The sequence below is a fragment of the Alteromonas ulvae genome (assembly GCF_048987005.1).
Lineage (GTDB): Bacteria > Pseudomonadota > Gammaproteobacteria > Enterobacterales > Alteromonadaceae > Alteromonas.
Genome location: NZ_CP185261.1, coordinates 862,877 through 886,572 on the forward strand (window position 1 = coordinate 862,877; position 23,696 = coordinate 886,572).

The 23,696-nt window shown below is 44.9% G+C and carries 24 protein-coding genes and 1 other RNA gene; 17 read left to right on the forward strand and 8 right to left on the reverse strand.

Annotated features, from left to right (window positions below; translation table 11 throughout):
- Positions 1-24: 24 nt before the first annotated feature.
- From mlaF to murA, 7 genes are all read left to right on the forward strand, one after another.
- A complete protein-coding gene (mlaF, locus tag ACOJR9_RS03810) occupies positions 25-825 on the forward strand; it encodes a phospholipid ABC transporter ATP-binding protein MlaF (RefSeq protein WP_420935060.1) in 801 nt (266 codons plus the stop codon).
- On the forward strand, positions 822-1,598 hold the full coding sequence (gene mlaE, locus ACOJR9_RS03815; protein ID WP_420935061.1) for a lipid asymmetry maintenance ABC transporter permease subunit MlaE: 777 nt from the start codon (positions 822-824) through the stop codon (positions 1,596-1,598). The genes mlaF and mlaE overlap by 4 nt, the downstream gene beginning before the upstream one ends.
- 8 nt (positions 1,599-1,606) lie before the next feature.
- Positions 1,607-2,077 (forward strand): outer membrane lipid asymmetry maintenance protein MlaD, encoded by a 471-nt coding sequence (gene mlaD, locus ACOJR9_RS03820; protein ID WP_420935062.1) that lies wholly within the window; start codon positions 1,607-1,609, stop codon positions 2,075-2,077.
- A 124-nt stretch (positions 2,078-2,201) separates the two neighbouring features.
- Positions 2,202-2,840 carry an MlaC/ttg2D family ABC transporter substrate-binding protein gene (locus tag ACOJR9_RS03825; protein ID WP_420936036.1) on the forward strand — a complete coding sequence of 213 codons (639 nt, stop codon included), beginning with the start codon at positions 2,202-2,204 and terminating at the stop codon, positions 2,838-2,840.
- Positions 2,837-3,145, forward strand: coding sequence for an STAS domain-containing protein (locus tag ACOJR9_RS03830; RefSeq protein WP_420935063.1), 309 nt, complete (start codon positions 2,837-2,839; stop codon positions 3,143-3,145). The genes ACOJR9_RS03825 and ACOJR9_RS03830 overlap by 4 nt, the downstream gene beginning before the upstream one ends.
- A 29-nt stretch (positions 3,146-3,174) precedes the next feature.
- Complete coding sequence (locus ACOJR9_RS03835; RefSeq protein ID WP_420935064.1) at positions 3,175-3,432, forward strand: BolA family protein; 258 nt, start codon at positions 3,175-3,177, stop codon at positions 3,430-3,432.
- A 12-nt stretch (positions 3,433-3,444) separates the two neighbouring features.
- Positions 3,445-4,707, forward strand: a complete 1,263-nt coding sequence (gene murA, locus ACOJR9_RS03840) for a UDP-N-acetylglucosamine 1-carboxyvinyltransferase (protein ID WP_420935065.1) — start codon at positions 3,445-3,447, stop codon at positions 4,705-4,707.
- A gap of 250 nt (positions 4,708-4,957) precedes the next feature.
- Here the strand turns inward: murA and ACOJR9_RS03845 are convergent, their stop codons facing one another.
- The 3 genes from ACOJR9_RS03845 to ACOJR9_RS03855 all read right to left on the reverse strand — a co-directional run bounded on the left by ACOJR9_RS03845 (position 4,958) and on the right by ACOJR9_RS03855 (position 8,254).
- Positions 4,958-6,037, reverse strand: coding sequence for a trypsin-like peptidase domain-containing protein (locus tag ACOJR9_RS03845; protein WP_420935066.1), 1,080 nt, complete (start codon positions 6,035-6,037; stop codon positions 4,958-4,960).
- A gap of 326 nt (positions 6,038-6,363) precedes the next feature.
- Positions 6,364-7,728 (reverse strand): DegQ family serine endoprotease, encoded by a 1,365-nt coding sequence (locus tag ACOJR9_RS03850; protein WP_420936037.1) that lies wholly within the window; start codon positions 7,726-7,728, stop codon positions 6,364-6,366.
- Between the two features lie 88 nt (positions 7,729-7,816).
- Positions 7,817-8,254, reverse strand: coding sequence for a ZapG family protein (locus tag ACOJR9_RS03855; protein WP_420935067.1), 438 nt, complete (start codon positions 8,252-8,254; stop codon positions 7,817-7,819).
- A 262-nt stretch (positions 8,255-8,516) separates the two neighbouring features.
- On the opposite strand from ACOJR9_RS03855, the gene zapE reads away from it, so the two are divergent.
- Together zapE and ACOJR9_RS03865 are read left to right on the forward strand one after the other, a co-directional pair.
- On the forward strand, positions 8,517-9,614 hold the full coding sequence (gene zapE / locus ACOJR9_RS03860; RefSeq protein WP_420936038.1) for a cell division protein ZapE: 1,098 nt from the start codon (positions 8,517-8,519) through the stop codon (positions 9,612-9,614).
- A gap of 198 nt (positions 9,615-9,812) precedes the next feature.
- The gene (locus ACOJR9_RS03865; RefSeq protein WP_420935068.1) at positions 9,813-10,535 is read left to right on the forward strand and encodes a YebC/PmpR family DNA-binding transcriptional regulator; all 723 of its coding nucleotides are present in this window, start codon (positions 9,813-9,815) and stop codon (positions 10,533-10,535) included.
- A gap of 249 nt (positions 10,536-10,784) precedes the next feature.
- Here the strand turns inward: ACOJR9_RS03865 and ACOJR9_RS03870 are convergent, their stop codons facing one another.
- Positions 10,785-11,786, reverse strand: coding sequence for a branched-chain amino acid aminotransferase (locus ACOJR9_RS03870; protein WP_420935069.1), 1,002 nt, complete (start codon positions 11,784-11,786; stop codon positions 10,785-10,787).
- Positions 11,787-11,885: 99 nt separating this feature from the next.
- Here ACOJR9_RS03870 and ACOJR9_RS03875 point away from each other — a divergent pair, with 99 nt between their 5' ends.
- Complete coding sequence (locus tag ACOJR9_RS03875; RefSeq protein ID WP_420935070.1) at positions 11,886-12,110, forward strand: hypothetical protein; 225 nt, start codon at positions 11,886-11,888, stop codon at positions 12,108-12,110.
- Positions 12,111-12,287: 177 nt separating this feature from the next.
- On the forward strand, positions 12,288-13,406 hold the full coding sequence (locus ACOJR9_RS03880) for a zinc-binding dehydrogenase (RefSeq protein ID WP_420935071.1): 1,119 nt from the start codon (positions 12,288-12,290) through the stop codon (positions 13,404-13,406).
- Positions 13,407-13,635: 229 nt separating this feature from the next.
- Here the strand turns inward: ACOJR9_RS03880 and ACOJR9_RS03885 are convergent, their stop codons facing one another.
- Positions 13,636-14,433 carry a peptidylprolyl isomerase gene (locus tag ACOJR9_RS03885; protein WP_420935072.1) on the reverse strand — a complete coding sequence of 266 codons (798 nt, stop codon included), beginning with the start codon at positions 14,431-14,433 and terminating at the stop codon, positions 13,636-13,638.
- Positions 14,434-14,613: 180 nt separating this feature from the next.
- On the opposite strand from ACOJR9_RS03885, the gene rnpB reads away from it, so the two are divergent.
- Positions 14,614-14,965, forward strand: an RNA gene (rnpB, locus tag ACOJR9_RS03890) — RNase P RNA component class A.
- Between the two features lie 94 nt (positions 14,966-15,059).
- On the opposite strand, the gene ACOJR9_RS03895 is transcribed toward rnpB, so the two are convergent.
- Positions 15,060-15,803 (reverse strand): substrate-binding periplasmic protein, encoded by a 744-nt coding sequence (locus tag ACOJR9_RS03895; protein WP_420935073.1) that lies wholly within the window; start codon positions 15,801-15,803, stop codon positions 15,060-15,062.
- Between the two features lie 109 nt (positions 15,804-15,912).
- On the opposite strand from ACOJR9_RS03895, the gene ACOJR9_RS03900 reads away from it, so the two are divergent.
- Both ACOJR9_RS03900 and ACOJR9_RS03905 read left to right on the forward strand, forming a co-directional pair.
- On the forward strand, positions 15,913-16,098 hold the full coding sequence (locus ACOJR9_RS03900; protein ID WP_420935074.1) for a hypothetical protein: 186 nt from the start codon (positions 15,913-15,915) through the stop codon (positions 16,096-16,098).
- Between the two features lie 59 nt (positions 16,099-16,157).
- Positions 16,158-16,691: an exonuclease domain-containing protein gene (locus ACOJR9_RS03905; protein WP_420935075.1), complete on the forward strand. Its 534-nt coding sequence runs from the start codon at positions 16,158-16,160 to the stop codon at positions 16,689-16,691.
- Between the two features lie 56 nt (positions 16,692-16,747).
- Here the strand turns inward: ACOJR9_RS03905 and ACOJR9_RS03910 are convergent, their stop codons facing one another.
- Positions 16,748-17,224, reverse strand: coding sequence for a hypothetical protein (locus tag ACOJR9_RS03910; RefSeq protein WP_420935076.1), 477 nt, complete (start codon positions 17,222-17,224; stop codon positions 16,748-16,750).
- Positions 17,225-17,627: 403 nt separating this feature from the next.
- A complete protein-coding gene (metK, locus tag ACOJR9_RS03915) occupies positions 17,628-18,773 on the reverse strand; it encodes a methionine adenosyltransferase (protein ID WP_420935077.1) in 1,146 nt (381 codons plus the stop codon).
- Positions 18,774-19,169: 396 nt separating this feature from the next.
- Between metK and tkt the strand changes: the two genes are divergently transcribed.
- The 3 genes from tkt (at position 19,170) to ACOJR9_RS03930 (ending at position 23,457) form a co-directional block, all read left to right on the forward strand.
- Positions 19,170-21,161 carry a transketolase gene (tkt, locus tag ACOJR9_RS03920; RefSeq protein WP_420935078.1) on the forward strand — a complete coding sequence of 664 codons (1,992 nt, stop codon included), beginning with the start codon at positions 19,170-19,172 and terminating at the stop codon, positions 21,159-21,161.
- A gap of 17 nt (positions 21,162-21,178) precedes the next feature.
- Positions 21,179-22,189, forward strand: a complete 1,011-nt coding sequence (gene epd, locus ACOJR9_RS03925; protein WP_420935079.1) for an erythrose-4-phosphate dehydrogenase — start codon at positions 21,179-21,181, stop codon at positions 22,187-22,189.
- 92 nt (positions 22,190-22,281) lie between these two features.
- Positions 22,282-23,457, forward strand: a complete 1,176-nt coding sequence (locus ACOJR9_RS03930) for a phosphoglycerate kinase (RefSeq protein WP_420936039.1) — start codon at positions 22,282-22,284, stop codon at positions 23,455-23,457.
- The last annotated feature ends 239 nt before the right edge of the window (positions 23,458-23,696 follow it).

Here is a 23,696-nt window from a genome sequence, read left to right on the forward strand (position 1 = left end):
GTCGAGGGTCGACAATAAAACACTATGGAACATTTAGTTGAGATAGATAACTTAACCTTTAGTCGGGGTGACCGCGTTATTTACGACGGTATAACGCTAAACGTCCCTAAGGGCAAAATCACTGCGGTAATGGGGCCTAGCGGAATAGGTAAAACCACCCTGTTGCGCTTAATTGGCGGGCAGTTGACTCCAGATGAGGGCGATATTCTTTTTGATAACGAATCTATCGTGTCTATGTCTCGTAAATCACTGTACAAAGCACGGCGTAAAATGAGTATGTTGTTTCAAAGCGGCGCGCTGTTTACTGATATGACTGTGTTCGACAATGTCGCTTTTCCACTTAAAGAACATACAAAGTTATCTGATGATGTTATCGCTACTATCGTTGCATTAAAGCTACAGGCAGTGGGATTACGTGGTGCTGCCGATTTGATGCCAAGCGAACTCTCTGGAGGAATGGCAAGGCGCGCTGCGTTAGCACGGGCCATCGCGTTAGACCCCGACCTTATTATGTACGACGAGCCCTTCGCAGGCCAAGATCCTATTTCTATGGGCGTACTGGTTAAGCTTATTCGGGAGCTCAACGATGCCCTAAACTTGACTAGCATTGTGGTAACCCACGATGTGAAAGAGGTACTGACTATCGCCGACTACATTTATATTTTGGCTGACAAGCGAGTCATTGGCGAAGGAACTGCTCAACAAATCAGAGACAGCGACTCTGAATTAGTGCAGCAGTTTTTGAACGGCAAAGCCGATGGGCCGGTTCCTTTTCATTATCCAGCTCCAGAGCTAGAAAAGAGTTTCTTGGGAGAGCGTAAATGAGGTTCTTGCAGTCTTTAGGCGCTTCTACTATTTCAAAGTTAACCGCTATCGGACGGGCTTCATTAATGCTTGTTGGTGCGTTAGTGGCTGTGCCTCGGGTTAAAAATATCCCTCTTATTATTCAGCAACTTTATGTAGTGGGCGTGCAGTCTTTACTTATCATCATGGTATCGGGTTTGTTTATCGGCATGGTTATGGCTTTGCAAGGCTATACTATTTTGGTGGATTACGGCGCAGAGGGAAGCCTTGGCCCCATGGTCGCCCTGTCTTTATTGCGGGAGCTTGGCCCTGTAGTAACGGCGCTTTTGTTTGCTGGGCGAGCAGGTTCTGCGTTAACGGCAGAGATTGGGTTAATGAAAGCGACTGAACAGCTAAGCAGTTTAGAGATGATGGCGGTAGATCCACTGCGCAGAATAGTCGCTCCGCGATTTTGGGCGGGTATGCTCGCTATGCCAATGTTAGCTGTTATTTTCAGCGCCATTGGTATTTTAGGCGGGCACTTGGTTGGTGTTGATTGGTTAGGCGTAGATTCAGGAAGCTACTGGTCTATCATGCAGTCCACAGTAGATTGGAACCAAGACGTTATCAACGGCGTAATAAAGAGTGTCGTGTTCGCCTTGGTGGTAACGTGGATTGCCATATTTAAAGGTTACGATTCTATTCCTACATCGGAAGGGATCAGCAAAGCGACTACTGAAACAGTGGTCTATTCATCATTGGCAGTATTGGGGCTGGATTTCGTGCTAACCGCCCTCATGTTTGGTATCGAGTAGAGGATCGAATGAACAAGTATAAAACGGAAGTCATGGTGGGGTTCTTCGTTGCCCTAACCATTAGCGCATTACTGTTGTTGGCACTGAAAGTTGCCGAGCAGTCTGTTTCCACTGAAGGTGATAGCTATACACTTTACGCAAAATTCGACAACATTGGTGGCTTAAAAGCGCGCTCTGCCGTGAAAGTAGGTGGCGTTACCGTGGGAAGAGTTGCTTCTATTGAACTGGATAAAGATGATTTCACTCCAATCGTTGAGTTATCCATTCTGAAGCAGTACGACGGCTTTCCTGAGACAAGTTCAGTATCGATATTGACGTCTGGTTTACTTGGCGAGCAATACGTTGGTTTCCAGCCGGGATTTTCGTTTGATGGTGTGGCAGATTTGCAAGATGGTGATTATTTGCAAGACACGAAATCGGCATTAGTACTTGAGGACCTCATTGGCCAGTTCCTATTCAATCGCGGTAGCGATGAATAGAGTAGAAGATTATTAAAAATTTATGAGGAGAGCGGATGAAACTTATTACGCATTAGTCCGGTCTGCTCTATAGCATGTTTTGGTTAGGAGAATCACGTTGAAAAAATTAATCGCCATATTGGGTATGGTTGTACTGTCGTTGTCGAGTGCGGTAAATGCACAAGAGGTAGACGAGCAAAATCCTTATAAATTAGTGCACGGCGTCGCTAACACTACCTTTGAACGCATTAAGGCAAATCAGTCTGAAATAAAAGCTGACCCTGAAATGTTGCGTACAATAATGCAAGAAGAGTTAGTGCCTCATATCGACTATAAGTTCGCCGCATTTATGGTATTAGGCAAACATTTCAAATCAGTGCCAAAAGAAAAGATGGGGGAGTATATCAGTGTATTCCGCCAGTACCTTGTGACTACGTATGCGGTAGCAATGGGGTATTATGATAATCAAGAAGTCATTTTTGAGCCCGAGTCCGATTTCTCTAAAGAAAAATCAGTCACTGTGCGTGCCGTGATAAAAGATCCTTCACGTCCAGATATCAAAATTGCGTTTAAAGTGCGCAGAGATAGCAAAACCAATGAGTGGAAAGCCTACGATATGGTCGCTGAAGGTATCAGCATGCTTAACAGTAAGCGTAGTGAGTTTGAGTCTATCTTGCGCACGGACGGTATCGATGCAGTTATCTCACTAATGAGAGAAAAGATTGGCAAGCCTGTTGAGCTTAATACCGGTGAGTCTATCGACATTGACGGAGAGTCTGTGTGAGCCTTTTCGACGTTGGCGAAAATGGCGATATTGTCATTCACGGAAATTTAGACCGCGACACACTATCTACTAACTTTTGGCAGCGTCTGAGCTTGCAGCAGCAAGATAGCCTGAAAAGCGCAGGCACTTGTATCGTTGATCTTGGCGATGTGGAGCGTGTAGACAGTGCTGGATTAGCTTGGCTAATAAATGCTGTTAGGGATACGAACCAAAACGGTGTTAGCATGGTCTTACAGCACATGCCAGCAAAGCTACACAAGCTTGCAAAAATAAGCGATGTAGATAGCTTTTTGCCGGTTAAATAACGCCCATTTTTAAGATAAAGAAGTACATTATGGAATTGTCAGAAATCGAAAGCATTTTGAAGGATGCACTAGACCTTCACGAAGTTTATGTAAAAGCCGAAGGGTCTCATTTTAACATTATTGCCGTTAGCGACGCTTTCAACGAAATGAGTCGTGTTAAACGTCAGCAAGCTGTTTATGCGCCTCTTGCCGATAAAATCGCAGACGGCTCAATGCATGCGATTTCAATCAAAACTTTTTCAGTGAAGGACTGGGAGCGCGAGCGCCAGTTTAATATTCCTCAGTAATAGGCGCTTTTCGTGGATAAACTTGTTATTAAAAAGAGTCCTGCCCTTAATGGAACAGTGCGAATTTCTGGTGCCAAAAATGCGGCTTTGCCGCTACTAATGACCAGTCTGCTGACAGACTCTCCTTGCCGTTACACCAACGTTCCTCGCCTTAGAGATATAAACACAACAACGGCGTTATTGCGCCAGCTTGGCGTTGAAGTAGCACAGCCTTCTCCTAACGACGTATTAATTGATGCAAGCTCACTTGAGAGTGTGACGGCGTCCTATGACCTTGTGCGTACTATGCGTGCGTCTATTTTAGTACTTGGGCCTTTGCTTGCTAAACAAGGTAAGGCAAACGTGTCTTTGCCTGGGGGGTGTGCCATTGGTGCTCGCCCGGTAAATCTTCATCTTACTGGCCTTGAGAAAATGGGGGCTATTATTGAGGTGGAAGAGGGCTATATTCGTGCACACGTTGACGGTCGTTTGAAAGGTGCCCGTATCTTTATGGATATGGTCAGCGTAGGCGCAACTGAAAACCTGCTTATGGCGGCAGCACTGGCAGACGGCATGACTATTCTAGAAAATGCCGCAAGGGAGCCCGAAATTGTTGACCTCGCCAATTGCCTTATACAAATGGGGGCTAAAATTAAAGGTGCAGGAACTGACAAAATTACGGTTGAAGGCGTAGAGACGTTAAATGGCTGTGATTATTCGGTACTTCCTGATCGCATTGAAACGGGGACATTTTTGGTGGCGGCAGCAGCGACGGGCGGTAAAGTGCGCTGTACGCATGCAGCGCCAGACACCCTCGATGCCGTTATTGACAAGCTTGAACAAGCCGGTGCGCTCATCACTGTTGGTGAGGATTGGATAGAGCTTGATATGAAAGGGCAAAAGCCGAAAGCAGTTAGAGTGAAAACTGCCCCTCATCCTGCATTTCCTACCGATATGCAGGCGCAATTTGTTACGCTTAACTGCGTTGCCGAGGGCACGGGTGTTATTACAGAAACCATCTTTGAAAATCGCTTTATGCATGTGCCAGAATTACAGCGTATGGGGGCTGAGATAGCGCTAGAAGCAAATTCTGCGGTATCTAAAGGAAGCTCAGTACTTAAAGGGGCACCTGTAATGGCCACCGATTTACGTGCTTCGGCAAGTTTGGTGATCGCTGGTCTTATTGCAGAGGGTGAGACTCACGTTAATCGTATTTACCACCTAGATAGAGGCTATGAAGCTATAGAAGAAAAGCTGAGTGGCCTTGGCGCTATCATTAAGCGCGTAAAGGAATAAAGAGTTAAATAATAGAGTGGTGATACGCAGGTATTACCACTGTAAAATAGACATAAAAAAAGCGCCTTAGGCGCTTTTTTTATGTCTATTTCTTATTTATGCTTTCTTTTTAGAGTCAAGGTACTACAGGAAAACGCACTTACATGAACGCGTTTTTACAAGAAAGGGCGTACTAACAAAACCCAGCACTTTCAAGACGAGTTCACACATGTCCGCTTACAGGCCATCTTTGCTTTAAAGACTGCTGCGCTTACTGACCAGTGCGAAGTTCTGCGACGGTTGCCGTTAAGATCATCGATTTTTCATTGCGACTAATTTCAATCTCAAGCCTGGTTCCAGGCTCCGTTTCAGCAATCATGTCTAGGGTCTTCGACGCACTTTCTGCCCTTACGCCGTCAATAGATAATATAATATCTCCAGGTTGTAATCCTGCGATATCAGCAGGGCTGCCCTTAGCAACAGCAGTGACATCAATACCCAATATGCCAGCTAAGTTTCGCCTTTCACTGCCAATAAAGCCAAGCTGTCCGCGAATAACCCTGCCGTTGCTAATAATTTCATCCATCACCCGCTTTGCCAATTCATAAGGAACTGCAAAGTTAATCCCATCAACGTTTCGTACTCTGTTGCGTGAGTCTCTCACCTGAAAGTTAGCATTGGTTATTCCTAACAGAATACCATTACTATCAACAAGCGCGCCGCCGGAATTACCCTGATTTAAAACAGCGTCTGTTTGAATAAAATCGACATAGTTCGATAATCCATTGCGACCTGCACGGCTTACAATGCCTTGTGTAATTGTTTGACCAAGGTCGAAAGGATTACCAATAGCCATCACCACATCGCCCACGTGTGTATCGGGTTCGGCAACTTGCGGAATGATGTTCAGGCTTTCTGCAGTGACTTTTAAAACAGCGAGATCGGTAAGTGGATCGTTGCCTACTATTTGTGCTTCAAGCACTCGTCCATCTTGAACGGCAACGTAGATACTATCTGCATTCTCTACAACATGATGGCAAGTGAGAATGTAGCCATTTTCTGTCATTATCACGCCGGAACCCAAGCTTGCTCGCTCACGAGGCTGGTTTCGAAATAAGCCTGCATCAGTTTCTATACTGACGCTATATATGTTCACCACAGCTGGCGCTGAACGACTTAGTGATGCAAAGTAACTCTCTCTACTCGCACTCACCGACGGTTCAGTAAACAAACCATTAGTAAATCCGTTACCCTGACGTAAATCGGGCAAGAATAAGAGTAGAAGCGCTGCTACTGCGGCGCCAAGAACAACAGATTTAATGAAAAAACGAATAATTGAGCGGCTTGTCACTGGTCACACTTTTTTGTTAGTTAGCACGATGTTCTATTATCGTTAGCGCATTTGTAGTTAGGGATTAATTGTCAAAAAACAATTGTCCACTCACTCAAAGTCTCACCGATACGAGAAACAGCTATTTATTATAACTTGTGAAACGAGGATATCATTTTATTTACTCAACTACTCTAACCCAGATTATTTTTTATAGGCATGTGGGATTAGGGAGGGAATAAAAGTAATACTAGAAACAAAAGCAGCGCCCTGAGGCGCTGCTTTCATTTCTCAATGCTCATTTCGTCAATGTCGATTCTTTCAAATCACGGCAAGTCGAAATGTGTTTATTGGCGAATCACCAAATACAAGGTTGAATTACCACGCTTCACATTAAGTGCTATCACCCCTTTTGCTTCGTCTAGGGCATTACGGAAATCTGCTACACTCGCTACGCGAACGCGGTTAACACCGATAATGACGTCATCAGACTGTAAGCCAATGCGAGCGGCTGGAGCACCTCGTTCAATATCAGAAACAACGACCCCAGCGTTACCTGCACCATCGGTTCCGTTAGTCAGCGTCGCGCCTTCTAATGCTGGATGAATTTGTGCTGCAGTAACCGTTTGTTCTGTGGCGTCGTCTAACGTTACGTCAACGCTCATCTCTTCGCCTTTGCGCATTACGGTTAGTTCGACTTCTGCACCTGCTCCCATACTAGCGATTTTCGCTCGTAACTCTTGGAACGTGCTTATCTTTCTGCCATTAATAGCTGTAATGATATCGCCTGCTTTAAGGCCTGCATCTTCTGCTGCGGATTCTGGTTGCACTTCATTAACAAATGCTCCAAGGTTGATCTCGGTATTCATTGCTTCGGCAAGACCCGCATCGATGTCGCTTCCCAATATACCGAGTAGACCACGACGAACCTCGCCGTACTCTGCAATTTGGTCGACTAAGTTTTTCATCATGTTGGCAGGAATGGCAAAGCCAATGCCCACATTGCCGCCATTGGGTCCAAAGATAGCAGTATTGATACCCACTAGTTCACCATTAAGATTGACTAAGGCACCACCGGAGTTGCCACGATTAATGGCTGCATCGGTTTGGATGAAATCTTCATAGCCGCCGATGTTCAGTCCAGAACGCCCCAGCGCACTCACAATACCCGAGGTCACCGTTTGTGATAGTCCAAATGGATTACCAATAGCTACAACGAAATCACCGACCCGGGTGGCATCTGAGTCAGCCAACGGCAGCGCTTTTAAGTCGTTCGGATCGATTTTAAGAAGGGCAATGTCGCTTTGTTCATCAGCACCAAGTTTCTTTGCATTAAACTCTCTGCCGTCTGTTAATTTGACAGTAATTTCATCAGCGTTATCAACAACGTGATTATTAGTTACCACATAGCCTTTTTCAGCGTCGATAATTACGCCCGAGCCTAATCCTTTGAAAGGACGTTCTTGTGCTTGTTCTTGAGGCGGTGCGCCAAAAAAGTAGCGGAACATTTCGGGTACGCGTTGGCGGGATGTTTGCGTTCCCTCTACGGCAATACTCACCACAGCAGGAGTGGCCTCCTCGAGCATGGGGGCTAAAGAGGGCACCTCTGCTTTTTTATCAGAAAAAAATGGCAACGCCGCTTGCGTAGTAGCGGTAAAGCCAAATGAACTCATAACAACGGCTGACGCCAAAACACAATGGCGGAAAGACATTTTCATGTTCGCTTACACTCCTTAATATTATATGCAATAAAGCATGGTCTCACTAAAAGAGTCTGTGGCCTTTCAAAAGTTCCTGATGTTACTGTTTTTCTGCGGTATTTTTACTAGAACCGCCGACGAACAGCCCAGAACCTGAATTTGCAAAGTCTTTGGGTTGAGTATCTGAGACACGTTTAACCTTCGACCCATCAGACCCTTTTAAGTTATTTCGTAAATACGTTGTCGCTTGCTCCCCATAAAAAGGGACCTTGCTGTCATTATCATCACCGCTTTGCTCAAGCAGCGTTTCATAGTCTTGAAGTTGTTGTTTTAATACATCGCACTGGCCTTCTATACTTTCAAGGCTTTGACGGGTTTGATGTATATGGTGTTGTGCTTGCTGTGCAAGAATTTCTTTTACTTGCTTCTCTGTTTGCGCAGCATTACCTGTTCCTTTTCTCGACTGAGCAAAACCACCGGCAAAAAAGCCGATAATTAAGCCGACGACTAACAACGCAAGAGATACTAACAATTCCATTATATTCTCCGAATCAATCTACATCCCACAGCACAAGCATGTATACGTGGGCTCTACTGCTTTCGACCAACCTTGAATATAGCAAGGTCGAACCTGAAAAGCGCACTGTTCGTAAACATTAATTGTGATGATTACGACATGGGGCACTCCCAACGTGTGATTCTACCGTGATTTTCATTAAAATTAAGGTCATAATTGATAAATTCAAGCAGGTCGGTGCAGCGTGCACCACTATTGACATTCGTACGGAGTAGTTTTGGCGATGACGCCCTGGGAAAAATATCAGCAAGATCTTGAATTAGCCGATTTTCATTACGACGCAGCGCAAGAAACGGCAGTGAAAGAGCTTCAACGTCTATACGATGAACTTACTCGACCTGAAAGCAAAGCGAGCTGGAGAAGCAGGTTAAAAGCAGCTTTTGGTAAAGATGATGCTCAGACTGACATTAAGGGTATTTATTTTTATGGTGGCGTCGGGCGGGGTAAAACATACCTTGTAGACACCTTTTTTGAGTGCTTACCCTTTGAGCGTAAAATGCGAGTGCATTTCCATCGGTTTATGCACCGAATTCATGACGAGCTAAAATTGCTGAAAAATGCGCAAGATCCGCTTAAAACGATTGCGCTCAAAATTGCCAAAGAAGCGAGAGTAATATGCTTTGATGAGTTTTTCGTATCAGATATAACTGATGCCATGATCCTTGGTACATTGATGGAAGAGTTGTTTGGTCACGGTATTGTGCTGGTAGCTACCTCTAATATCATTCCCGACCAGCTTTATAAAAATGGGCTTCAGCGGGCACGATTTTTACCAGCGATAGATTTGCTCAATCAAAACACTCACGTGGTGAATGTAGATAGTGGTATCGATTATCGATTGAGAACCCTTGAGCAAGCAGAAATTTACCATTACCCATTAGATGCTCAAGCAACGGAAAATCTTAACAACTATTTTACTCAGCTTGCTCCAGAAGCAGGCACGCAAAACGAAGAAATAGATGTTAATCATCGTCACATTCCCACAATGAGAAACGCCGATGGCGTACTCATGATTGAGTTTGGCAGTTTATGTAAAGGGCCGCGGAGTCAAAGTGATTATATAGAGCTTAGTCGTTGTTATCATTCGGTATTGTTGGCTAACGTTGAACAGATGGGGCAGGGTACGGATGACGTTGCAAGGCGTTTTATCGCCATGGTTGATGAGTTTTACGAGCGAAACGTTAAGTTAATTATTTCAGCAGAAGTTGCGTTAGAGGAACTTTACACAGAAGGCCTGCTTAGCTTTGAGTTTAGGCGATGTTTAAGTAGGCTGAAAGAAATGCAATCTCATGAATATCTAGCTACCGAGCACCTGCCATAGTGTAAACTGGGTAAAGTAAAACGCTATAAACACTGTATTGTTGTGCATAAACTAGGTAAAATTTTACATTATTTTTCTGTGTTTCACGTGTTAAACGGCACATATTGTTCATCAGTTTAGTGTATTGATGAAGTCAAACGCAGTTACCCGATAAAATACGCAAAGTTGCACTAAAATTGCGAGGAAGAGAATTTTAAGATGGGAAGAGCATTCGAAGTAAGAAAAAACGCCATGGCAAAAACGGCTGTCGTAAAAACCAAAGTCTACTCTAAGTATGGTAAAGAAATATACGTGTGTGCCAAAAATGGCGGCGCCGATCCAGATACTAACCTTTCCCTACGTCGCCTGATGGAAAAAGCCAAGAAAGACCAAGTTCCGGGCCATGTTATAGACAAAGCGATAGATAAAGCAGCGGGTGGCGTTGGAGAAGACTTTCAACCAATGCGTTATGAAGGTTTCGGACCAGGCAATTGCATGGTTATTGTCGATTGCTTGTCTGACAATGCAAATCGCACCATCACTGAAGTACGTAACTGCTTTACAAAAACGAATGCAAAGCTTGGCGCACAGGGTGCAGTATCACACATGTTTGATCATCAGGCTGTATTTCAGTTTGAAGGTGATGACGAGGACGCTGTTTTAGAAGTATTGATGGAAGCCGATGTCGATGTGACTGACGTTGAAGTAGAAGACGGCAAGGTAACGGTATACGCCCCACACACTGAGTTCTATCAGGTTAAAACTGCGCTTACAGAAGCGTATCCAGATATTAATTTTCTTGCCGACGAAATGAGCTGGATGCCGCAAACTGAAACAGAGATTAGCGAAGAAGATATGCCCATGTTTGAAAAATTCATGGACATGCTGAACGATTGTGACGACGTACAGGACGTTTATCACAACGCAATAACGCCAAGTTAAGTATTAAGACTGCATTCGATTTGAAAAAGTCGACGGTAAATCTGCACAAACGCTTTATGCCCTCAATTACGAGGGCATTTTTATTCCAACGGAATAGCACATAAAGGGGGTCAGAACCGCATTAGCAAACTCTCGCAAGCTGTATTGTAGTTAAAAGAGTTAGGTAACGCTTCACTCGTCACCTCACACCTGTCACAACACCGCCACTATGGGCTTGTCTTTTAAAAGTCGAACACTAATCGCGATGCATTAAGACTTAATTTTCACTAACCAATTATGTGTATCTTCAGCTTTGCCCCACTGAATATGGTTCAACGCTTGGCGAAGCTTCATTGTTATTGGGCCAGCCTCGCCGTTACCTACTTGATACTCTTGTCCATTATGAATGAGTGTTCCAACTGGCGTAAGCACGGCTGCGGTGCCAGATAATGCTGCTTCAGTACCTGGTTTGGCCGCTCTTTCCAGCAATTCATCAACGGTAAGCTCTCTCTCGCTCACTGTCATGCCGTGGTCCTTTGCTAGCTGCAGCACGGTGGCTCGCGTCACTCCGTGTAAAAATGTTGAATCTAAGGCTTTTGTGATGATTTCGTTACCATCAATCAGTAAGAAGTTAGCCGCGCCTGTTTCCTGTACGTCACCATTTGGACAAAACAGAATTTGATCGGCCTGAACTTCTTCTCTGGCCTTTAAGATGGGCGGTAATGCGCTGGCGTAGTTACCACCACTTTTCACCATACCCATGTGCGGCGCACAGCGCATACCTGTTTCATCTAGCAACAAACGCAGCGGCTTTAAACCACCGGCAAAATAATCACCAACGGGTGATAAAAGCACGTACAGCATTGATGTGGCCGAAGGCGCTGCTGCTTTACCGATAGACGCTTCAGTACCCACATGCGTTGGGCGGATATACATTGAACCAGGTGGCTCTGGTACTTCTGAGCCGTATTTTGCTACTACATCCAGGATCATCTTTTCAACTTGTGCTTTGTCTATTTCAGGCAAGTTAAGCAAACGGCTGCTTTGCGCAAAGCGTTCGATGTTTTTGTCCATGCGAAAAAGGTTAATACTGCCATCTTCGTGTTTAAACGCCTTAAGACCTTCAAAACACGTGCTCGAGTAGTGAAGAACATGAGCGCCAGGATGCATTTGTATGGCGTCTGAGCTGACAAACTCAGTCTCAGACCATGCGTCGTTTTCAAAGCGGGTAAGCGCCATTTCAGGCATGAATACGGTACCGAATACGGCCATTGGAGTTTCCTGTTAATGTGTTCTCAAAAATGCTGCGATGAGTTTATCAAAAATTACCCTGTTTGCTAAAAGAATGTGCAAAAGGAAATTATCTTTGTCATGTGGATTGTAAACTTTAACGCTATTGAGCTTTGTTTACACAAAGAAAAGGCCCTATGCTCTTTCGATGTTAGCGTTTTCTATGCCAGAGAGCTAAAAAGTGAAAACCGAAAAGCATACTGCGGTTTTCGGCTTACTCACAATATTGCAATTCAGCGGGCGTACATGCGCCTGCCGCAGTTGCCACAGCAATACTACCAAAAAGCGATATGCCTGCTTTCATGAAGTAAACCCCTCTATTTACTCTTAATTGGATTTTACTCGCTCTGCGATAGTCACTATCAATAAAATTCTTATGGTTGCCTATCCACCTAAGTGATTCGCGTGCAGCTTTTCTTAGTGCTAGCGTAAGGAAATAAGCAAACGCTACTACTTAAATTAATCACTCGGAGAAGAATTACTGTGACAACATCAAAACAACTACTAACAAAAATTACTTCGCAAGGTCAGTTAGAAATTAACCTCGTTGACGCTGAAATCCCTGAACCTAAAGCGCATCAAGTTGTTGTTAAAATTGAAGCCACGCCTATCAATCCCTCGGACATGTGGCCCATGTTTGGTCCAGCAAATTTAAATGAAGCTACCTTTGATGCAAGCAAGGGCCAGCTAACGGCCCCCGTGCACTCTGGTTTACTACCTCGTATAAAATCACGCTTGGATATGTCATTGCCCATCGGTAATGAAGGGGCTGGCGTAGTGGTAGCTGCTGGTGAAAGTGAAGCGGCGCAGTCTATGTTAGGTAAAACAGTAGCAGTATTATCAGGTGCATGTTTTGCGCAGTACTGCTGTGTGCCGGTTCAAGCGTGTATTGTTCATAAAGAAGAGACTACGCCACAGCAAGCCGCATCTTCATTTGTTAACCCGCTAACGGCATTAGGTATGGTAGAAACCATGCGCATGGAGGGCCATAGTGCATTGGTTCATACTGCAGCGGCTTCTAATTTAGGTGTTATGCTCAACAAAATTTGTATTGCCGAAGGCGTGCCCTTGGTCAATATAGTACGCAAGCAGTCTCAAGCTGATTTGTTAACTGAAATTGGCGCTAAATACGTGTGCAATTCATCAAGCGATAGCTTTAAAAAAGACCTCTACAAAGCCATTGAAGAAACCGGTGCTACATTGGCGTTTGATGCCATTGGTGGGGGGGAGTTAGTTAGCGACATTCTAACGGCAATGGAAGCGGTTGGAAGCAAAGACGCTGAAGGTTTTAATACTTATGGCTCAGACGCCAACAAACAAGTGTATATTTACGGCGGCCTAGACTTTTCACCTACTGTTTTAAATCGTGCCTACGGCATGACTTGGGGAATTGGCGGGTGGCTATTAATGCGCTTCTTAGGCAAATTAGCCCCTGAAAAAGTGGGTGCGCTACATCAGCGTGTAGCCAATGAAATTAACACCACGTTTAAAAGCGACTTTACTGATGTGTTAAGTTTAGAAGAGGCATTGCAGCCTGAAAAAATAGCTCAATACAATGCAAAGAAAACGGGCGAGAAGTATTTAATCAATCCTCAGAAATAGAATGTATTGACAGCCCTGAGCGCGAAAATAGCCCTGAGCGCGAAAATAGCCCTGAGCACGAAAATAGCCCTGAGCACGAAAATAGCCCTGAGCGTTAAATGCTCTTGAGCTTACAAAAACTGTTTTCGCAATATTAAAAAAGCCACCTTTTTACAAAAGAGGTGGCTTTTTATTTGTCCGCTAAAGGCTTTTCTATATCGCTAAAGGCTTTGCAAAAGCAGCTAGACGTTTATGAACGCTTAAACTTAATGCAGCGACACACCAGCGCTAAGCTAAGTAGAAAAAAGCCTAAGCTTCCTCCGCCAGATGAATTGTTACCAGAATCTGGTACATCTGGTGAGCCTGCGCCTAACAGGGTGTTTTTAACAGGAACGATATCTGGATTGGTCACCGTTGCGCCATCTGTCACTACTACGTCAGTAATAATCACCAAGTTGTCGCCTGTTACCTCAACATCATTATTCGCATCGGCGCTGGTATAATCCCGCAGCGGAATAGACGTTGCTGCGCCACCTAAATTGAAACGTGGTAGGTCTTCAATAGCATCAAGCACTTCCATGCCATTACCTAACACTTGGCCAAACACGGTAAACCCGCCATTTTGCACATCTAGGTTTGCGCTGTTGTCAGATAGGTTAATAAACCATTGTGATGTGGCGCTATTCGGTGAACTGGCGAGCTTCGCCATCGCAATAGTACCGCGAACATTAGATAACACTGGCTCATTAATAACAGGCGTTCCCGTGGGCACGCTATCGAAGGGAAATGCATCGTTATAAACAAAGCCGCCGCTTTGCGCAACAAAGCTAGGCTCTAAACGATGTACCACTGTGTTTGCATAAGCCCCTGAATTTACATAGTCCAAAAAGTTCTCTACGGTTTCAGGAGTCTCTTCATCGAAAAGGTTTATTTGTACATTGCCTAATACGGTTCGAACTTCAACCACGGTGGCTTGCACGGTGCTTGCCATTAATAGGCCTAAAATACCTACAACGCGTGAAGAGTTTGATTTAGCTAGATTAAACATGAATTTATACGCTTATAAAAAAAGTAGAACGGTAATTCTACGGTAGAAGTCGAAACGAATACAAATAAAGATGAATCCGCCACTTTTTTCTAGGGCGCTTTGAACTTTGCTGTAAAAATGTACAGCAAAGATTAACACGCCCTATCGCTATTCATGTTGCCTTACTGTAGAATGCGCCGCGGAGTTGGCCAGGCAATCGCCGCTTTCGTAAGAAAGGGGAGGAAAGTCCGGGCTCCACAGGGCAGGGTGCCAGATAACGTCTGGGCGGCGCGAGCCGACGACAAGTGCAGCAGAGAGAAGACCGCCTAAGCATGTTTACATGCCGGTAAGGCTGAAAGGGTGCGGTAAGAGCGCACCGCACCTCTGGTAACAGAGTGTGGCGAGGTAAACTCCACCCGGAGCAAGACCAAATAGGATCCCTTAACGTGTGGCCCGCATGGGGATCGGGTAGGTTGCTTGAATCAGTGAGTGATTGCTGATCTAGAGGAATGGTTGCCCACGACAGAACCCGGCTTATCGGCCAACTCCGCCTTTATTTGACGCTTTTTTAAACGCTCTTCTTAAAAACTCCTTTGCAAGGTAAATAGCAAGACAATAACTCGTTGGCAAATATAGCCAGATAGCAGCTAGACAGAGAAATCGGCGTATTTGTCGATTACCGATTGAATCTTCCCCTCAGCTCTTAACTTCTGTATCACGTTATTTAACGTACCTACTTTATCTTTATGTCGGCTGTGCAAACGAAGAGCGAGGGAGCCTTTAGTGTGTATAGCGCCTAAACTAATTTCAATACCGTGTTTAGCAGACCAATAGCGAGCAACAGCTTCCTCCATAATGGCCACTGCTATCCGTTGATTACGCAAGGCCAATATGAGGTCACTTTCTGATTGAAAGGCGAGCGGCGTAAAGGTATCAGCGTCAAAATAAACATAGCCTTCTACAGTACCTACAATACTGTCCTTATGAATTTGATTGCGAGTACGGTAACGGTCTACATTCTCTGGAAGCGAAATAAAGTACTCTGTTACGTCGATGATAGCGTCGGTGAAAACAAAGTTACTGTTTGCTTTATTTGATGGCACCCACTCTGGGCTGAAAAAGTCAAAATCAAGAGCCCCATTTTTAAACGCCTGCGCAGCTCGTTTTGTGGATAGCATGACTTTTTCTGTTTTAAACCCAGCAGTGTCCATAATTAATGGTAGTAATTCCACCAGTATGCCAGGACGAAGATCATCAACCGCATTTTCATAGGGTATTGAGCTGCCTGAAGTACCTAGGTTATATCTCATTGACTCCTCGGCAATACAGGCTGAAGAGGCTAACGAGAGCAGCAACATCGTGACTAAAATTCGATATATTCGTCGTTTCACTAGGTCCATCCACATCGTAAAAAATCGCTCGTAAACACTGCACATTTATAAAAATGATTAAAGGCTCTATCAACAGTGCTTGCATCGTTTGTTTAGGCTTTTTTAGGTAATGTTTATTAATAAGCGGGGCGCTTTAAACGCAACCTGTGTGGTCAGAGTAGTGCAAATAAACGATGATGAAAAGTGGCATGATTCTACTATTGCGATGCTAGAAGTAGAAAATAAGAAAAAGTGCGTATATCCGGCTGAGTCGGCTTTTAGTAGCCTAAAAGAAAAATGTACTGCTACCTTTTAAGACACAGGAGCAGTGTGTGGGCAATATAACGTGCTAGTAATTAATTATGCGGAGAAAAAGTGCAAAATAAATGGCTCCCTTCTATCATCGATGTTGAAGCTAGTGGTTTTGGGGCGGCGAGTTACCCCATTGAGGTTGGTATTGTGCGCTATGATGGTGCAAAATGGTGTAAATTGATCCGCCCATTTGATTCGTGGATCCACTGGGATGACAAGGCCGAACAACTGCACGGTATATCAAGAGAGATGCTTCACACTCGCGGAATAGAGCCTGTGAGAGTGTGCCAGGAGCTCAATCATTTTTTAGGCAACACAATAGTGTACAGCGACGGTTGGGTGGTCGATAACCCATGGATGATTAAGCTGTTTAGCGCCGCTCAGGTTGAAATGGCATTCACGTGTAGGGCAATGGAATACATTTTGAGCGAGGCGCAGATGAACATGTGGCATGAGGTTAAGGATGACTTATCTGTTAATTTAGATACACAGCGTCATAGAGCTAGTGCTGACGCCTTTTTAATCCAGCAGACGTTTATACAAACTCAGATTAAGGCCAGTAAAAAGGCCAATCAGTCGCCAAAGCAAATCAAATAAGGACGAAACGAATAAAGCCAAAGCGCACTGCTGGCTTGCTTTTGCAACACAGCCCTTTAAAAGAGGTAATGCACACCTAGAGAAAGGGCCATGTTTTCTTCTTCTCCAACCTGTCGATGTTCAATTTCTACTGCCATATTCAGCCCTTTATTATCTCCTAAAAGCCATCCTAACCGGGTAAACGTGCCAATATCTGTTGGCACATACAGCCACTCGGCGTAATGGCTAAATGCAGTATTCTTCGTATTGTATGTAGCGTAAACCTGCTGAGGAAATCGTGTATCAAAACTGCGTTTAGCACTCACGTAGGTTTGCGAGCCAGCAGGGTAAGTAAAGCTACTATCGTATTGATGGGTTTCAGTGGTGGAGTGAAGCCTGTATCGGCTTTTCAACTGCCAATTAGCCACCTTTTTACTTTTAAAATGAATAGGACTTAAGTCAGGCTCTACACTGCTTTCACGCGCACTCACATTACTCGCGGCAAAGCAGAGTGTGCATAGTAGCGATAAAACGCAGCGGCGCTTGGTTGTCATTATGTTTCACTTTAAGTGTTAATTTCATTGCTTGCTACAACACACTAAGCAATAAAGACGATAAGAGTAAAGAAGACAAGAAGCCTCTTTGCTTAACAACCTTATTATGGCACTGTTTTTAGTCGCCTACGGTATCACGTTGATGAGGTACGTATTTTTATGGCCAATTATTACAACCCTCTGGCGTCACTTAATAATAGACAAAAATGCAGGTTACGGAAATGCATTTAAAATACTTTACATAAATTTCTTTTGTTTTATAAAAATAAAAAGCCCCGCTATTGCTGTTTTTCTTACAATAGCGAGGCATGCTAGCGAGACGAACCGCTTAATAAAACGATTTTTGATACCGTATATTTTACGAGAGCTTACATTTAACGGCACGACAACTAGCTTTAGGTGTTTACACCGATGCTTTAAGCGCTTCAGCTTTGTCAGTCGCTTCCCAAGGGAAAGTTTCACGGCCAAAGTGACCGTAGGCCGCAGTTGCGCGGTAAATTGGACGCTCTAGGTCTAGCATTTTAATTAGGCCGTATGGGCGAAGGTCAAAATGCTCGCGCACTAGCGCAACCAATGTCTTTTCGTCTACCACACCTGTCCCAAACGTATCAATGCTGATAGAGGTAGGCTGTGCAACACCAATAGCGTAAGAAATTTGAATTTCACACCGCTTTGCTAATCCTGCCGCCACAATGTTTTTTGCCACATAACGTCCAGCATACGCCGCACTGCGATCAACTTTTGAAGGATCTTTGCCTGAGAATGCACCACCGCCGTGACGTGCCATACCGCCGTAGGTATCAACAATTATTTTGCGGCCTGTTAAACCACAGTCGCCCATTGGGCCGCCAATAACAAATCGACCGGTTGGGTTAATGTGAAATTGGGTATTTCCATCAATCCATTCGCTTGGCAGAACCGGTTTGATTATCTCTTCCATTACCGCTTCGCGAACAGTTTCAGTAGACACTGAGTCGCAGTGCTGCGTTGATAACACTACCGCATCAATACCAACAGGCTTATTGTTTTCATATTTAAAGGTTATCTGACTTTTTGCGTCAGGTCGCAGCCAATCCAGCTTGCCCGATTTTCGCACTTCGGCTTGTTTTTGTACTAATCGGTGCGAGTAGGTGATGGGTGCCGGCATAAGCACGTCGGTTTCGTCGCTTGCATAACCAAACATCAAACCTTGGTCGCCTGCACCTTGCTCTTCTAAGCTTTCGCGGTCTACGCCCTGATTGATATCGGGAGATTGCTTTCCAATGGCGTTAAGTACGGCGCACGAATCGGCATCAAAGCCCATGTCAGAATGGGTATAGCCAATTTCTTTCACTGTGTTTCGTGTGATTTCTTCAATATCAACCCACGCTGATGTGGTCACTTCACCACCCACCAGAACCATGCCGGTTTTTACATAGGTTTCGCAGGCAACACGTGCCCGAGAGTCTTGCTCTAATATAGCGTCAAGCACTGCATCTGAAATTTGGTCAGCGATTTTATCCGGGTGTCCTTCAGAAACTGATTCAGAAGTGAATAGATTCGTGGCCATGTGTACTCCGTTTGCGTTTAATTATCTAATTATTTGGCATTGTACTAAAACAAACTACAAATACCAGTCTTTACTTCTAGACGTCTAAAAGTCTTTTTGCTAAAAACCGTTACGAATTATTGACACGTTACGATCAGATCCCCCTTTTTTACTGCACTGAGAAAAATGAGTTATTAGGTACAACATTGTGTTTTAACGTAGAGCATTTACGTGTGTTTTGCGTAATAGACCATTTTTTATGAGTAGTTTCGATTTTGGCACGACAAACCCATTGAACTGTGCAGTGGCATGGGTAAGAATAACGTCACATTCAAACGTACATAAAAAGCAGAGCTTAAGTCGGATGCGCGACTTACCTCCACGCTCGCTCAGATACGAATTAAACCAGGAGACAATATGCCCTCTCGTCGCGAACTCGCCAATGCTATCCGTGCATTAAGTATGGATGCGGTTCAACAAGCTAAATCAGGTCACCCAGGCGCCCCAATGGGGATGGCCGACATTGCTCAAGTATTATGGCAGGACTTTTTATCCCATAACCCAGCTAACCCATCATGGGCCAACCGCGATCGCTTTGTGCTTTCGAATGGCCACGGGTCAATGCTTCTGTATTCACTGCTTCACCTATCGGGCTACGAATTGCCTATTGAAGAGCTTAAAAACTTCCGCCAGTTGCATTCTAAAACCCCGGGTCACCCAGAATATGGTTATGCGCCTGGTGTAGAAACCACCACAGGCCCATTAGGCCAAGGCGTGAGCAATGCCGTCGGTATGGCGCTAGCTGAAAAAGTACTTGCGGCTCAGTTTAACCGCGATGGTCACAACATTGTTGATCATTACACCTATGCATTCCTTGGCGATGGCTGCTTAATGGAAGGTATCTCACACGAAACGTGTTCGCTTGCGGGTACCTTGGGTTTAGGCAAACTTATCGCGTTTTGGGATGACAACGGCATTTCAATTGACGGTGAAGTTGAAGGTTGGTTTACCGACGACACGCCAGCACGCTTTAAAAGCTACGGCTGGGATGTGATTGAAGGTGTAGATGGTCACGATGCAGAACAAGTTAAAGCTGCTATTGAAAAAGCGCAAGAAAACAGCACTAAGCCAACCCTTATTTGCTGTAAAACGACCATTGGTTTTGGTTCGCCAAACAAAGAAGGTACTGAGTCTTGTCACGGTGCACCATTAGGTGATGATGAAATTGTAGCGACACGTGAAAAGCTAGGCTGGAAGCACGGCGCGTTTGACATTCCTGATGACATTTATGCTCAGTGGGATGGCAAAGGTAAAGGCGGTGAAGCAGAGTCGGCATGGAACGATGCTTTTGCAGCTTATGAAGCCGCATACCCTGAGCTCGCCGCAGAATTTAAGCGCCGGGTTAACGGTGAACTGCCAGTTGATTTCAGTGACAAGGCAGATGCAATCATTGCAGAGCTGCAAGCTAATCCGCAAAACATTGCGTCGCGTAAAGCGTCTCAAAATGCGCTGAATGCGTTTGGTCCATTGTTGCCAGAACTACTAGGCGGCTCTGCTGACCTTGCAGGTTCTAACCTAACCATTTGGGAAGGCAGTAAAGGCGTTGAAGCTAACGATGCATCGGGTAACTACGTTTACTACGGTGTTCGCGAGTTTGGTATGTCTGCCATGATGAATGGCATTACCCTACACGGCGGCTTTAAAGCTTACGGTGCTACATTCTTGATGTTTATGGAATATGCACGTAATGCCGTGCGCATGGCAGCACTAATGAAGCAGCCTGCTATTTTTGTGTACACACACGACTCAATTGGTTTGGGCGAAGATGGCCCCACTCACCAACCTGTTGAGCAAGTGGTTGCACTTCGCTCTACACCGAATCTTGATAACTGGCGTCCTTGCGACCAAGTGGAATCAGCGGTGTCGTGGAAATCGGCAATCGAGCGTACTGACGGCCCAACCACACTTATCTTTACGCGCCAAGGTTTAGCGCAGCAAGAAAGAACTGCACAGCAAGTGGCCGATATTGCGAAAGGTGGCTACGTACTTATCGATAGTGACAGCACGCCTGAAATTGTTCTTATTGCGACGGGTTCTGAAGTTCAGTTGGCTGTAGAAGCCGCCGCTGCATTAACCGAGCAAGGCAAAGCCGTGCGCGTGGTATCAATGCCATCCACAGACGTGTTCGATCGCCAGTCGAAAGACTACCGCGAGAGCGTATTGCCTTCGTCAGTCACTAAGCGCGTGGCGGTTGAAGCATTGTCAAAAGACAGCTGGTACAAATATGTTGGCCTTAATGGCGCAATTATCGGTATGGATACCTTTGGCGAATCGGCACCTGCGGGCGACTTGTTCAAGCACTTTGGTATTACTACCGACGCCGTCGTAGAGGCCGCGTTGTCTCTGTAAGAGGTAAATAAAAGCCAATGGTAAATATTGCCATAAATGGGTTTGGTCGAATTGGTCGCAACGTGTTGCGTGCGCTCTATGAGAGCGGGCGCAATAGCGAGTTTAATGTTGTGGCCATTAACGATATTGCCAAGCCCGAAGGCATTGCACATTTACTGAAATACGATACCGCCCACGGGCGGTTTCGTTTCGATGTGGCCTTAAAAGATAAGACGTTGACGGTAGCGGGCGATGATATACAACTGCTTGCTGAAGCCGACATTAGCAACTTGCCTTGGGGAGCTTTAGGTGTAGACATTGTGCTTGAATGTACTGGTAAATTTGATGATCGAGCTTCAGGGCAGTTTCATCTCAATGCAGGTGCTAAAAAAGTACTGTTTTCATCTCCTGGTTCGCCCGATTTAGACAATACGGTTATTTTCGGTACTAACGAAGATACCTTAACCAGTGACCATAAATTAGTCTCTAACGGCTCGTGCACCACAAATTGTATTGTTCCTGTGATTCAGGCTCTCGATGCGGCATTTGGTGTACTCAGTGGCACAATTACCACCATTCATGCATCAATGCACGACCAACAGGTTATCGATGCATATCATGAAGATTTGCGTCGAACTCGAGCTGCAAGCCAATCTATCATACCTGTAGATACACGCTTGGCAGCGGGTATTGAGCGTATTTTGCCCAAGTTTGCCGGCAAGTTCGAAGCAATAGCGGTACGGGTACCTACCATCAACGTCACCGCGATGGATTTAAGCGTTAGTCTTAACAGTGAAGTGTCTATCGACCAAGTTAACCAAGCGTTGCGAAACGCAAAAAACGGTCGCTTGCAGGGAATTTTGGACTACACTGAAGAGCCTCTCGTATCGGTAGATTTCAATCACGACCCGCACTCGTGTATTGTAGATGGCACACAAACTCGCGTAAGCCACAAGCAGTTAGTGAAAACTCTGGTGTGGTGTGACAATGAATGGGGCTTTGCAAATCGAATGCTAGATACAGCCAAAGTGATGTTTGAAGCAAAATAAATCGTAAATGCTGCCAGGGTTGGTGGCGCCAACCCGTGCAGCTTTCACACGTTAATGAATGACAACATTTTTAAATTAACATAGGAAAGATGATGCCAATTCCAAGTATGAACGATATGGCCTTGCACGGTCAGCGTGTTCTCATCAGACAAGATTTAAACGTACCGGTTAAAAACGGTAAAGTCACCTCCGATGCTCGCATTAAAGCATCAATTCCAACCATTAAAGCCGCGCTCGATGCTGGTGCAGCTGTTATGGTGATGTCTCACCTTGGTCGTCCTTCTGAAGGTGAGCCGGCAGAAGAGTTTTCACTCCAACCCGTTGTCGATTACCTAAACGACGCCCTCGATGTACCTGTAAAGTTAGTGAAAGATTACTTAGACGGTGTTGAACTTTCCGATGGCGAACTAGTGATCCTAGAAAACGTACGCTTCAATAGAGGCGAGAAGAAAGACGACGAAACCCTTTCCAAACAATACGCTGCACTGTGTGATATTTTCGTGATGGATGCATTTGGTACGGCTCACCGTGCACAAGCTTCTACACATGGTGTAGCGAAATTTGCAAAGCAAGCATGCGCTGGCCCGCTTTTAGCGGCTGAACTCGATGCATTAGGTAAAGCACTTGATAACCCTAAGCGCCCAATGGTGGCCATTGTTGGTGGGTCAAAAGTATCGACTAAACTAACCGTATTAAAAACACTGGCAGAAAAGGTCGATCAGCTTATTGTAGGTGGCGGTATAGCAAACACATTTATTGCTGCCCAGGGTCACAATGTAGGTAAGTCCCTGGTTGAGATGGACCTGACGGAGCAAGCTACTCAGCTAATGAACAACGCCCAAGCCAACGGCGGGAATATTCCTGTACCAACCGATGTAGTGGTAGGTGCAGCGTTTGATGAAAATACCGAAGCCACGTTAAAGCACGTGTCTGAAGTAACCGATGAAGACATGATTTTTGATATCGGCCCAGACTCATCGAAAGCACTAGAGAGCATTATTAAGAATGCGGGTACTATTGTGTGGAATGGCCCGGTAGGTGTATTTGAATTTGAACAATTTAGCGCAGGTACGAAAGCCCTGTCTGAGGCAATTGCAGCAAGTGACGCATTCTCTATTGCAGGAGGCGGTGATACACTTGCAGCAGTGGATAAGTATGGGATTGCCGATAAGGTCTCTTACATATCAACAGGCGGTGGTGCATTCCTTGAGTTTCTTGAAGGAAAAACACTGCCTGCAGTAGCGATACTAGAAGAAAAAAATAAATAAGCGCTGTCGTTGCCTCAAGTTAGCTAATCAAATTAATTAACTTGAAACTATAACGTAAGAAATAGCGCCTAGTATGCTACAGGTGCTTATCTATACTGAAAACAGCAATAACATGGTGTAGATAAGCGCCTTTCACAAATGCCCCTTTTTAAAGAGCAACCTTCTTTGAAAACGACGCTTTTCGAAAAACGCTTTTTTAAAAAAGGTTCTTTGTGAAGAAGAACTGGTTAGCTTTACAG